Annotated in this window: 10 protein-coding genes and 1 pseudogene; 9 read left to right on the top strand and 2 right to left on the bottom strand. The window is 70.2% G+C overall.

Going from position 1 to position 12335, the window contains the following annotated elements; all coding sequences use genetic code 11:
• Positions 1 to 126 precede the first annotated feature (126 nt).
• From eccD to KGS77_RS08605, 6 genes and pseudogenes are all read left to right on the top strand, one after another.
• A complete protein-coding gene (eccD, locus tag KGS77_RS08630) occupies positions 127 to 1605 on the top strand; it encodes a type VII secretion integral membrane protein EccD (protein WP_242580016.1) in 1479 nt (492 codons plus the stop codon).
• A gap of 187 nt (positions 1606 to 1792) precedes the next feature.
• The gene (gene rpsO, locus KGS77_RS08625; RefSeq protein ID WP_030414166.1) at positions 1793 to 2080 is read left to right on the top strand and encodes a 30S ribosomal protein S15; all 288 of its coding nucleotides are present in this window, start codon (positions 1793 to 1795) and stop codon (positions 2078 to 2080) included.
• 285 nt (positions 2081 to 2365) lie between these two features.
• Positions 2366 to 4581: pseudogene (locus tag KGS77_RS08620) on the top strand (polyribonucleotide nucleotidyltransferase).
• Positions 4578 to 5957 carry a pitrilysin family protein gene (locus KGS77_RS08615; RefSeq protein ID WP_242580014.1) on the top strand — a complete coding sequence of 460 codons (1380 nt, stop codon included), beginning with the start codon at positions 4578 to 4580 and terminating at the stop codon, positions 5955 to 5957. Before KGS77_RS08620 ends, KGS77_RS08615 begins: the two are co-directional and overlap by 4 nt.
• A 90-nt stretch (positions 5958 to 6047) precedes the next feature.
• Positions 6048 to 6824 (top strand): 4-hydroxy-tetrahydrodipicolinate reductase, encoded by a 777-nt coding sequence (dapB, locus tag KGS77_RS08610; RefSeq protein WP_242580011.1) that lies wholly within the window; start codon positions 6048 to 6050, stop codon positions 6822 to 6824.
• 15 nt (positions 6825 to 6839) lie between these two features.
• On the top strand, positions 6840 to 7292 hold the full coding sequence (locus tag KGS77_RS08605; RefSeq protein ID WP_242580008.1) for a hypothetical protein: 453 nt from the start codon (positions 6840 to 6842) through the stop codon (positions 7290 to 7292).
• A 122-nt stretch (positions 7293 to 7414) separates the two neighbouring features.
• On the opposite strand, the gene KGS77_RS08600 is transcribed toward KGS77_RS08605, so the two are convergent.
• Together KGS77_RS08600 and KGS77_RS08595 are read right to left on the bottom strand one after the other, a co-directional pair.
• Positions 7415 to 7966: a PH domain-containing protein gene (locus KGS77_RS08600; protein ID WP_242580006.1), complete on the bottom strand. Its 552-nt coding sequence runs from the start codon at positions 7964 to 7966 to the stop codon at positions 7415 to 7417.
• A gap of 101 nt (positions 7967 to 8067) precedes the next feature.
• Positions 8068 to 8316 carry a hypothetical protein gene (locus KGS77_RS08595; RefSeq protein ID WP_242580003.1) on the bottom strand — a complete coding sequence of 83 codons (249 nt, stop codon included), beginning with the start codon at positions 8314 to 8316 and terminating at the stop codon, positions 8068 to 8070.
• Between the two features lie 232 nt (positions 8317 to 8548).
• Here KGS77_RS08595 and thyX point away from each other — a divergent pair, with 232 nt between their 5' ends.
• The 3 genes from thyX (at position 8549) to KGS77_RS08580 (ending at position 12272) form a co-directional block, all read left to right on the top strand.
• The gene (gene thyX, locus KGS77_RS08590) at positions 8549 to 9307 is read left to right on the top strand and encodes an FAD-dependent thymidylate synthase (protein WP_242580001.1); all 759 of its coding nucleotides are present in this window, start codon (positions 8549 to 8551) and stop codon (positions 9305 to 9307) included.
• A 224-nt stretch (positions 9308 to 9531) separates the two neighbouring features.
• Complete coding sequence (dapA, locus tag KGS77_RS08585; protein WP_242579999.1) at positions 9532 to 10446, top strand: 4-hydroxy-tetrahydrodipicolinate synthase; 915 nt, start codon at positions 9532 to 9534, stop codon at positions 10444 to 10446.
• Between the two features lie 140 nt (positions 10447 to 10586).
• Entirely contained in the window at positions 10587 to 12272 is a 1686-nt protein-coding gene (locus KGS77_RS08580) for a ribonuclease J (protein WP_242579998.1), read from the top strand.
• Positions 12273 to 12335 lie beyond the last annotated feature (63 nt).

Here is a 12335-nt window from a genome sequence, read left to right as displayed (position 1 = left end):
GGTGGGGCGGCGGCGTAACCGAGGGGTACGCTGACGCACCGCGAGCGCGCCCGGCCCCGTCATCACGGCCCTATATATAAGGGAGCGCACGCGACAAACCGCCCAACGGATAGGGGGAACCGCCAGGTGAGCACGACCACAGGCACCGGCTTCTGCCGGGTCACAGTCGCCGCGCCGGACGCACGGATCGACGTGGCACTGCCCGAGGACGTCGCACTCGTCGACATCTACCCGGAGATCCTGCGGCTCTCCGGTCAGTCCCAGGCGGAGGGCGCCCCGACCGGTTATCACCTGGTGCGCCGCGACGGTACGGTCCTGGACGCCGGCCTCTCGCTCGCCCAGCAGCAGATCCTGGACGGTGACCTGCTCCTGCTGCGGCCGTTCGCCGAGTCGCTGCCCCTGCCGGTCTTCGACGACGTCTCCGACGCCGTCGCCTCCGCGGTCAAGCGCAACCGCAACCGCTGGAGCGACGACCTGATGCGCGTCGTCGGCCTGACCGCCGGTGTCCTGCTGCTGGTGATGATGGCGTTCGCGCTGTGGTTCTCCAACCCGGAGAACCGCGACATGCACCGCCTGCCGGGCATCATCGCCGGTGTCACCGGCGTCGTCCTGGTCGCGCTGGCCGGCGTACGCGCCCGGGTCTACGACGACCACGCCTCCTCCATCGCCCTGGGCCTGGCCTCCCTGCCCCATCTGCTCCTCGCGGGCTCCGGTGTCTTCCCGGTCGACGCCGGCGAGACCCCGGGACGGCTGCACTTCCTGGTCGGCTGCGTGACCGTACTGATCGCCTCCGTCCTGCTGGTGGTGCTGCTGCCGCGCGGTGACGCGCCCTTCGTGGCCGCGGCCTTCCTGTCCACCATCGGCACCCTCGCCGTCTTCGCGGCCATCCTCACCGACGCCGAGCCGCGGGAGGTCGCCGCCGTCACCGCTGTCGTCGCCATCGCGGTGGTGGCCTGGCTGCCCAGCCTCTCCGCGCGCTTCGCCCGGCTGCCCATCGGCTACAAGTCGCCCGACCAGATCGCCAAGGGCTCGAACTACGACGGCCCCGGCCAGCAGCCCGAGACCGAGTCGGTGGACTTCATCAAGATCGGCAACCAGGCCAAGCGCGGCCACGAGCTGCTGCTCGGCCTGGTCGCGGGCTGCTCGGCCCTGGTCGTCGGCGCCGCCGGCGTGGTCCTGGGCTTCTCCGACAACGTCTGGGCCCAGCTCCTCGCGCTCGCCGCGGGCATCACGATCATGCTGCGCGCGCGGCTGTTCGACTACACCTCGCAGGTCGCCTGCATGACGGTGGCCGGCATCCTGACGATCGTCCTGCTGATCCTGGGCATCTCGCTGCACCCGCCCACCGACATCTTCGTCGACCTCATCCGGTTCGGGGACTCCGGCCCGCTGAACATCCGCACCGTCTGGTTCACCACCAGCATCGCCGCCGGTGCCGCGGTCCTGGTCGCCGTGGGCCTGGTCGTCCCCCGTAAGGGTGTCACTCCCTTCTGGGGCCGGCTCTTCGACATCTTCGACGGCGTGGTCCTGCTGTCGCTGGTGCCGCTGTGCCTGGCGGTCCTGGACGTGTACGGCACCGTACGCGGCCTGACCAGCACCTCCTAGCGCCGCCCGGCCCGCCCCGGCGCCGCGACGGCCCGGACGCCCGCCCGCGCACCACGGCCCCTGACCGCCCGGTCAGGGGGCCGTCCGCTGCTGGTACGCTAAGTAACGGCCCGGACGAGTCATCGAAGATCCCCTGTGAGGCAAACCAGGGGCGCTCCCGGGTCAGGACGCATCGAAGGAGTACCGCGTGTCGCTCGACGCCGCTACGAAGAAGCAGATCATGGCCGAGTTCGCCACCAAGGAGGGTGACACCGGTTCCCCCGAGGTCCAGGTCGCGCTGCTCTCCCGCCGCATCTCGGACCTGACCGAGCACCTGAAGACCCACAAGCACGACCACCACTCCCGCCGTGGTCTGCTGCTGCTGGTCGGCCAGCGCCGCCGCCTGCTGCAGTACCTGGCGAAGAAGGACATCACGCGCTTCCGTGCGCTGGTCGAGCGCCTGGGCATCCGCCGCGGCGCGGCGGGCGCCAAGTAAGACGCCGTGAAGGGAGCGGTTCCCACCCGGGACCGCTCCCTTTGCCGTACGTACCGGACGCTTCTGCCGGCCCATGGCAGGCGGAAGCTTTGTAGTCTGGTTCCACGAGCAACACCATGAGGTGGGGCGCCCCCACGCCGCCGGTCCTCGGTAGTGGCCCCCGGATGACCGCCACCACGGCATCACACCGGGTGCTTCGATCGAAGACCGGCCCGCACCCCGGCGCTCCCCTGCAGAAGGTCTGCTGCCAAACGGGCAGCCGACGCAGACGAGGAGATATTCCTGGTGGAGAACGAGACCCACTACGCCGAGGCCGTCATCGACAACGGTTCCTTCGGCACCCGTACCATCCGCTTCGAGACGGGCCGCCTGGCCAAGCAGGCCGCCGGTTCCGCCGTGGCGTACCTGGACGACGACACCATGGTGCTGTCGGCCACCACCGCTTCGAAGAACCCCAAGGACCAGCTCGACTTCTTCCCCCTGACGGTCGACGTCGAGGAGCGGATGTACGCGGCCGGGAAGATCCCCGGTTCCTTCTTCCGCCGTGAGGGCCGGCCCTCCGAGGACGCGATCCTCACCTGCCGCCTCATCGACCGGCCGCTGCGCCCCTCCTTCAAGAAGGGCCTGCGCAACGAGATCCAGATCGTCGAGACGATCATGGCGCTCAACCCCGACCACCTCTACGACGTGGTCGCCATCAACGCCGCCTCCTGCTCCACGCAGCTCGCCGGCCTGCCCTTCTCCGGTCCCATCGGCGGCACCCGCGTCGCGCTGATCAAGGGCCAGTGGGTGGCGTTCCCGACCCACACCGAGCTCGAGGACGCCGTCTTCGACATGGTCGTGGCCGGCCGCGTCCTCTCCGACGGCGACGTCGCGATCATGATGGTCGAGGCCGAGGCCACCGAAAAGACCATCCAGCTCGTCAAGGACGGCGTCGAGGCCCCGACCGAGGAGGTCGTCGCCGCCGGTCTGGAAGCCGCCAAGCCCTTCATCAAGGTGCTGTGCAAGGCCCAGTCGGACCTCGCCGCCAAGGCCGCCAAGCCGGTCGGCGAGTTCCCGATCTTCCTCGACTACCAGGACGACGTCCTGGAGGCGCTGACCGCCGCCGTCAAGGACGAGCTGGCCCGGGCGCTGACCATCGCCGGCAAGCAGGACCGCGAGGCCGAGCTGGACCGGGTCAAGGCGGTTGCCGCCGAGAAGCTGCTGCCGCAGTTCGAGGGCCGCGAGAAGGAGATCTCCGCGGCGTACCGCTCGCTGACCAAGTCCCTGGTCCGTGAGCGCGTCATCAAGGACAAGGTCCGCATCGACGGCCGTGGCGTGACGGACATCCGTACGCTGGCCGCCGAGGTCGAGGCCATCCCGCGGGTGCACGGCTCGGCGCTGTTCGAGCGGGGCGAGACCCAGATCCTGGGCGTCACGACCCTGAACATGCTCCGCATGGAGCAGCAGCTCGACACCCTCTCCCCGGTGACGCGCAAGCGCTACATGCACAACTACAACTTCCCGCCGTACTCCACCGGTGAGACCGGCCGCGTCGGCTCCCCCAAGCGCCGCGAGATCGGCCACGGCGCGCTCGCCGAGCGCGCGCTGGTGCCGGTGCTCCCCACGCGTGAGGAGTTCCCGTACGCCATCCGCCAGGTCTCCGAGGCGCTGGGCTCCAACGGCTCCACGTCCATGGGCTCGGTCTGCGCCTCCACCATGTCGCTGCTGAACGCCGGTGTGCCCCTCAAGGCCCCGGTCGCCGGCATCGCCATGGGTCTGATCTCCCAGGAGATCGACGGCGAGACCCACTACGTCACCCTCACCGACATCCTCGGTGCGGAGGACGCCTTCGGTGACATGGACTTCAAGGTCGCCGGTACGAAGGAGTTCGTCACCGCCCTCCAGCTCGACACCAAGCTGGACGGCATCCCGGCCTCCGTCCTGGCCGCGGCCCTCAAGCAGGCCCGCGACGCCCGCCTCCACATCCTCGACGTGATGATGGAAGCGATCGACACCCCGGACGAGATGTCCCCAACGCCCCGCGGATCATCACCGTCAAGATCCCGGTGGACAAGATCGGTGAGGTCATCGGCCCCAAGGGCAAGATGATCAACCAGATCCAGGAGGACACCGGCGCCGAGATCACGATCGAGGACGACGGCACCATCTACATCGGTGCCGCCGACGGCCCGGCCGCCGAGGCCGCCCGCGCCACGATCAACGGCATCGCCAACCCGACCATGCCGGAGGTCGGCGAGCGCTACCTGGGCACGGTCGTCAAGACCACGACCTTCGGCGCGTTCGTCTCCCTGCTCCCGGGCAAGGACGGCCTGCTGCACATCTCGCAGATCCGCAAGCTCGCCGGCGGCAAGCGCGTGGAGAACGTCGAGGACGTGCTCGCGGTGGGCGCCAAGGTCCAGGTCGAGATCGCCGAGATCGACCAGCGCGGCAAGCTCTCCCTGACCCCGGTCATCGAGGGTGAAGAGGGCGACGAGGCGAAGGACGACGCCGCCAAGTGACGTCCCGCAGCTCACGCGCGACGGCCCGCCCCTCTTCGGAGGGGCGGGCCGTCGCCCGTACCCAAACGCTTCTCAAGGGCACCGCCGGCGCCGGCACCGTCCGCAGGACCACCCTCCCCGGCGGCCTGCGCGTGGTCACCGAGACCCTGCCCTCCGTCCGCTCGGTCACCTTCGGCATCTGGGCCCACGTCGGCTCCCGCGACGAGACCCCCTCGCTCAACGGCGCCACCCACTACCTGGAGCACCTGCTCTTCAAGGGCACCGGACGGCGCAGCGCCCTGGACATCTCCGCCGAGATCGACGCGGTCGGCGGCGAGATGAACGCCTTCACGGCCAAGGAATACACCTGCTACTACGCGCGGGTGCTGGACACCGACCTGCCGCTGGCCATCGACGTGGTCTGCGACATGCTGACCGGCTCGCTGATCGAGTCCGAGGACGTGGACGCCGAGCGGGGCGTCATCCTCGAAGAGATCGCGATGACCGAGGACGACCCGGGCGACTGCGTCCACGACCTGTTCGCGCACACCATGCTCGGTGACACCCCGCTGGGCCGCCCGGTCCTGGGCACCGTCGACACGGTCAACGCGCTGACCGCCGAGCGCATCCGCCGCTTCTACAAGAAGCACTACGACCCCACCCACCTGGTCGTCGCCGCCGCCGGCAACATCGACCACGCCAAGGTCGTACGCATGGTCCGCCGCGCCTTCGAGCGGGCCGGCGCCCTGGACCGCGGCGACGCGGTACCCGTCGCCCCGCGCTCCGGCGCCCGTACGATCCGTACGGCCGGCCGGGTCGAACTGCTCAGCCGCCGCACCGAGCAGGCCCATGTCATCCTCGGCATGCCGGGCCTGGCCCGCACCGACGACCGCCGCTGGGCGATGGGCGTGCTGAACACGGCCCTGGGCGGCGGCATGAGCTCCCGCCTCTTCCAGGAGGTACGGGAGAAGCGCGGGCTGGCCTACAGCGTGTACTCCTACACCTCCGGCTTCGCCGACTGCGGACTCTTCGGCGTCTACGCGGGCTGCCGCCCCAGCCAGGTGGACGACGTCCTGAAGATCTGCCGCGACCAACTCGACCAGGTGGCGGCCGACGGCCTGACCGACGACGAGATCCGGCGGGCGATCGGCCAGTTGCGCGGTTCGACGGTGCTGGGCCTGGAGGACACCGGCGCGCTGATGAACCGCATCGGCAAGAGCGAGCTGTGCTGGGGCGAGCAGATGTCGGTGGACGAGATGCTCGCCCGGATAGCGGCGGTCACCCCGGACGAGGTCCGCGAGGTCGCCCGCGATGTACTGGGACGGCGCCCCTCGCTGTCCGTCATCGGCCCGCTGAAGGACAAGCAGGCCGACCGTCTGCACCAAGCGGTGTCCTGAGTGGAGGACGGCGCGCGGGACGGGCACCGCGCCGCGGCACACGCGGCGCGGTGAGCAGGACACGGACACCGATGGCAGGAAGGTAGCGAGATGAGCAGCAAGCTGCGGGTGGCGGTGCTGGGCGCCCGGGGCCGGATCGGTTCGGAGGCCGTACGGGCCGTCGAGGCCGCCCCGGACATGGAACTGGTCGCCGCCCTGGGGCGGGACAGCGCGCTGACGGAGCTGACCTCCGCCGGCGCCCAGGTCGCCGTCGACCTGACCCACCCGGACGCGGTCATGGCCAACCTGGAGTACTGCCTCGGCCACGGCATCCACGCCGTGGTCGGCACCACCGGCTGGACCGAGGAGCGGCTGACGACGCTGCGCGAGCAGCTCGCCGACGGGCCGGAGGGGACCGGTGTGCTCATCGCCCCGAACTTCTCCATCGGCGCCGTGCTGACCATGCGCTTCGCCCAGGAAGCGGCCCGCTTCTTCGAGTCCGTCGAGGTCATCGAGCTGCACCACCCGAACAAGGCCGACGCGCCTTCGGGGACCGCCTCCCGTACGGCACAGCTCATCGCCCAGGCGCGCCGGGAAGCGGGCAGCGCGCCGCAGCCGGACGCCACCAGCAGCGCGCTGGACGGGGCGCGCGGCGCGGACGTGGACGGCATCCCGGTCCACTCCGTACGGCTGCGCGGACTGCTGGCCCACCAGGAGGTGCTGTTCGGCGGGGTGGGCGAGACCCTCACCGTCCGCCACGACTCGCTGCACCACAGCAGCTTCATGCCGGGCATCCTGCTCGGTGTGCGCCGGGTGGTGGACACCCCCGGGCTGACGGTCGGCCTGGAACACTTCCTGTTCGACGAGCACCACCGCGACCAGGGCTGACGGGCAGATCCGACCGTGCGAGCAAAGATCACCTACTGCGTCCTCGCGGCGGTTCTGGTCGTCTACTTCGTCCTCGTCGGCAGCCGCGGGGTCCTGCTCATCCGGCAGGGCACCGCGGTCACCGTCGCGTTCGGGGCGGCCGTCCTGATCCTGCCGTTCATCGGGATCTGGTTCCTGTGGCACACCACCCAGTTCGCCCGCAAGGCGGGCCGGCTGGCGCGGGAGCTGGAGGCCGAGGGCGGCCTGCCCGTCGACGAACTCAAGCGCACCCCGGGGGGACGCATCGACCGGGACTCGGCCGACGCGGTCTTCGCCAAGCGGCAGGCCGAGACGGAACGGGCACCGCAGGACTGGCGCTCGTGGTTCCGGCTGGCGATCGCCTACCACGACGCCCGGGACACCCCGCGCGCCCGTAAGGCGATGCAGCGGGCCATCGCCCTGCACGACGGCAAGCCCGTACGGCCCTGACGGGCGGCGCAGACGTACGGGCTTGCCGTCGTGCAGCGCGGACGTACGGCCCAGGCGTACGGACGCAGGCGTGCGGCCCAGGCGTACGGAATCCAGCCGGCCGGACGCCGCTCGGCGCCCGCTCAGCGGTGGTCAGCCACCCACACCGCCAGCACGTCGGCGGCCCTGTCGAACGCCTCGGGACGGGCGAGGAAGTCGCCGCTGTGGTCGGTGAGCAGCGGACGCAGCGACCCGCCGTCCGCCCGTTGGACGATCAGCGCCCGGCCCCGTACGGTGCGCGGCAGCCCCAGCCACCGCACCGGCCGCCGTTCCGTACGGACCGCCGCGACCTGGCTCCACGCCAGCGTCGTGGTCCGCAGCGGCTCCACCTGCCGCAGGCCGTACGCGCTCACCCACACTCCCACGCGCAGCATGCGTGCCGTGAACGCGACGAGGAACAGCCCGGCGCCGGTGACGAGCGCCGCGGTCGCCGGCGCGCCCGCCAGGGCGATGACCGTCGCCGAGAGCAGGACGAAGGCGGCGAGCAGCAGAAGCAGCGACGCCGCCCCCACCCGCCAGGAACCCGGCCGGTAGGGACGGCGCCAGTGATCGGGCCCGTCGTGGGGCAGCGCAGCGGTCTCCCCGCCACGGCCGTCCGTCGTGTCGTGGTCGGCCGTCAGGAAGGGCAGGGGCACGGCTGAACCTCACTCAAGGTCACGCTGATCAACGCTGTGACCGGTGAGGCTATCGGGACCCATGGCCCCGAACCACTCAGCCGCGCCCACCGCCCACCGGCTCAGCGGCTGTTGGCCGCCTCGGAGCGGGAGTGGTGCACCGTGCTCATCCCGGCACTGTCCTGCTGAAGCGCCGGAAGGCCGAGCAGCAGCGCACCGGCCAGGCCGCCTGCCACCACCAGGCCCATGAGTGTGCGCCCCGCGACCTGCGCGCGACTGGCACGCTCGCGCGGAGGGGGCGCGACATTGCTGCGGAACCGGTCTGCCTCGGCAACGAAGGCGAACGGGACGGGCTCTCGCCGGCGGAACATGAGCGGGCTCTCCTAGGAACCTCGAAGTGGGCACTGTCACACGGTCCAACGACTGTGTCGTCCGGTGAGTGCCCGTTTTCAGTGGCTTCTGTGAAAAATATCAACCTCGGCCGTCCATGAGCACGCCGGGGTCCGTTTTGTACGGCCCGTTGGCATCACGCCGTATTTCGCGGTGCTGTCGGTGGCGGGCCGTAGGCTGGGCGCCCCGAGGAACGAACGGAAGGAACCGCCGGTGTCCCAGACCCCCGCCGACAGCGCCGCCAGCCCCGACGGCACGGCCCCCAGCTTCCGGAGCGAGGTGAGCGTCGAGCTGGTCAAGCACAGCGCCGCCGACAGCGACGTCCTGTGGGCGGCCCGCGTCTCCACGGCCGGCGAGCAGTCCCTGGAGGAGCTCCAGAAGGACCCGGAGCGGTCCAAGGGGCTGATCAACTTCCTGATGCGGGACCGGCACGGCAGCCCCTTCGAGCACAACTCCATGACCTTCTTCGTCAGCGCGCCGATCTTCGTCTTCCGTGAGTTCATGCGGCACCGCGTCGGCTGGTCCTACAACGAGGAGTCGGGCCGCTACCGTCAGCTCGAACCGGTCTTCTACGTCCCCGGCGAGTCCCGCAAGCTCGTCCAGCAGGGCCGCCCGGGCAAGTACGAGTTCGTCGAAGGCACCCGCGAGCAGCACGAACTGACCAGCCGCGTCATGGAGGACAGCTACCGCCGGTCCTACGAGGCGTACCAGGAAATGCTCGCCGCCGGGGTGGCCCGCGAGGTCGCCCGCGCCGTCCTGCCCGTCGGCCTCTTCTCGTCCATGTACGCCACCTGCAACGCCCGCTCGCTGATGCACTTCCTCGGCCTGCGCACGCAGCACGAGCAGGCGGCCGTGCCGTCCTTCCCGCAGCGGGAGATCGAGATGGTCGGCGAGCAGATGGAGGCCCACTGGGCCAAGCTCATGCCGCTGACGTACGCCGCCTTCAACGCCAACGGCCGTATCGCTCCGTAGGGACAGGCGGGACACCGGGTGGGAGCCGACGGGGGACCGGTCACGGGCACCGTCACGCTCCGCACGGACGAGCGAGGTGTCCGTATTGCAGCATTTTGAGAACTTCATCTACGCTGAAGAAACGGACCCGGCACTGCCTGAACCCCCGAGCAGGCAGTGCCGGTGTCCACCTCCCCACTCCCCAGGGGCGCGACCCGCGGTGAGCTACGAGTAGCGTGGGACCCATGGCTCCGACTTCCACACCGCAGACCCCCTTCGGGCGGGTGCTGACCGCCATGGTCACGCCGTTCACGGCCGATGGCGCTATCGACCTCGACGGCGCGCAGCGGCTCGCCGCCCACCTGGTGGACGCCGGCAACGACGGTCTCGTCGTCAACGGCACCACCGGTGAGTCCCCGACCACCAGCGACGCGGAGAAAGCGCAACTGGTACGGGCCGTGGTCGACGCGGTGGGAGAGCGGGCGCACATCGTCGCCGGAGCCGGCACCAACGACACCCGGCACAGCCTGGAGCTGGCCCGCGCCGCCCAGGACGCCGGCGCCCACGGTCTGCTCGCGGTGACCCCGTACTACAGCAAGCCCCCGCAGGAAGGTCTGCTGCGGCACTTCACCGCCATCGCCGACGCCACCGACCTGCCGGTCATGCTGTACGACATCCCCGGCCGCAGCGGCGTCCCGATCAACACCGAGACCATCGTGCGGCTCGCCGAGCACCCGCGCATCGTCGCCAACAAGGACGCCAAGGGCGACCTCGGCCGTGCGAGCTGGGCCATCGCCCGCTCCGGCCTCGCCTGGTACAGCGGCGACGACATGCTCAACCTGCCGCTGCTCTCGGTCGGTGCGGTCGGCTTCGTCTCGGTCGTCGGCCATGTCGTCGCCCCGGAGCTGCGCGCCCTGTTGAACGCCCACCTCAGCGGTGACGTCACCAAGGCCACCGAGATCCACCAGAAGCTGCTGCCGGTCTTCACCGGCATGTTCCGCACCCAGGGCGTCATCACGACCAAGGCCGCGCTCGCCCTCCAGGGCCTGCCCGCCGGCTCGCTGCGGCTGCCCCTGGTCGAGCTGACCGCCGATGAGACGGAGCAGCTCAAGCGTGACCTCACGGCCGGCGGCGTGGCGCTGTCCTCGCAGGCTCCGTAGTACGTCGCCACAGGCTTCACAGCCGTCATCACAGACTTCACAACTGAACACGGACAACAACCGCCACAACAGCAAGTGCACGAATGTCATGCGCGCCACGTGCCTCAGGGCGACGTGGCGCGTGTGGTGAGGAGAGTCTTTTGAGTCATCCGCATCCCGAGCTCGGCGCCCCGCCGAAGCTCCCCAAGGGCGGCCTGCGGGTCACCCCCCTCGGCGGCCTGGGCGAGATCGGCCGCAACATGACGGTCTTCGAGTACGGGGGCCGGCTGCTGATCGTCGACTGCGGCGTGCTCTTCCCCGAGGAAGAGCAGCCCGGTGTCGACCTGATCCTGCCGGACTTCAGCTCGATCAGGGACCGCCTGGACGACATCGAGGGCATCGTGCTCACGCACGGCCACGAGGACCACATCGGTGGTGTGCCCTACCTCCTGCGCGAGAAGCCGGACATCCCGCTGATCGGCTCCAAGCTGACCCTCGCCCTGATCGAGGCCAAGCTCCAGGAGCACCGCATCCGTCCGTACACCCTGGAGGTCCGCGAAGGGCACCGGGAGCGCATCGGCCCGTTCGACTGCGAGTTCGTCGCGGTCAACCACTCCATCCCGGACGCCCTCGCGGTCGCCGTCCGCACCCCCGCGGGCATGGTCGTGCACACCGGCGACTTCAAGATGGACCAGCTCCCGCTGGACCGCCGGCTGACCGACCTGCCCACGTTCGCCAAGCTCGGGGAGGAAGGCATCGACCTTCTCCTCTCCGACTCCACGAACGCCGAGGTGCCGGGCTTCGTCCCGCCCGAGCGGGACATCTCCAACGTCCTGCGCCAGGTCTTCGCGAGCGCCCAGCGGCGCATCATCGTGGCGAGCTTCGCCAGCCACGTCCACCGCATCCAGCAGATCCTGGACGCGGCACACGAATACGGCCGCCGGGTCGCCTTCGTCGGCCGCTCGATGGTCCGCAACATGGGCATCGCCCGTGACCTGGGCTATCTGCGGGTGCCTGCCGGACTCGTCGTGGACGTCAAGGCGCTGGACGACCTGCCGGACGAAGAGGTCGTACTGATCTGTACGGGGTCGCAGGGCGAGCCGATGGCCGCGCTGTCCCGGATGGCCAACCGTGACCACCAGATCCGTATCGTCCAGGGCGACACGGTGATCCTGGCCTCCTCGCTCATCCCGGGCAACGAGAACGCGGTCTACCGGGTGATCAACGGCCTGACCCGCTGGGGCGCCAACGTCGTCCACAAGGGCAACGCCAAGGTCCATGTCTCCGGCCACGCCTCGGCCGGCGAGCTGCTGTACTTCTACAACATCTGCAAGCCCAAGAACCTGATGCCGGTGCACGGCGAATGGCGTCATCTGCGCGCCAACGCCGAACTGGGCGCGCTGACCGGAGTCCCCAAGGACCGGATCGTCATCGCCGAGGACGGTGTCGTGGTCGACCTGGTCAACGGCATCGCCAAGATCGTCGGCAAGGTCCAGGCGGGATACGTCTACGTCGACGGCCTCTCCGTCGGTGACGTCACCGAGTCCTCCCTGAAGGACCGCCGCATCCTCGGCGACGAGGGCATCATCTCGGTCTTCCTGGTCGTGGACAGCAGTACGGGCAAGATCGTGGGCGGCCCGCACATCCAGGCCCGCGGTTCCGGCATCGAGGACGCATCGTTCGCCGCCGTGATGCCCAAGATCGACGAGTCCCTGGCCAGGGCCGCACAGGACGGCGTGGCCGAGCCCCACCAGCTCCAGCAGCTCGTCCGCCGAGCGGTCGGCAAGTGGGTCTCCGACAACTACCGCCGCCGCCCGATGATCCTTCCCGTGGTCGTCGAGGTCTGACGTGCCGGCGTAGCCGTTCACACACGGCCGGAGCGGGGCGCCCTGATTTGCATCCGGGCGCCC

Origin of the sequence: Streptomyces sp. MST-110588, assembly GCF_022695595.1 — a bacterium.
Lineage (GTDB): Bacteria > Actinomycetota > Actinomycetes > Streptomycetales > Streptomycetaceae > Streptomyces.
This window is presented reverse-complemented; position numbering and strand designations above follow the sequence as displayed.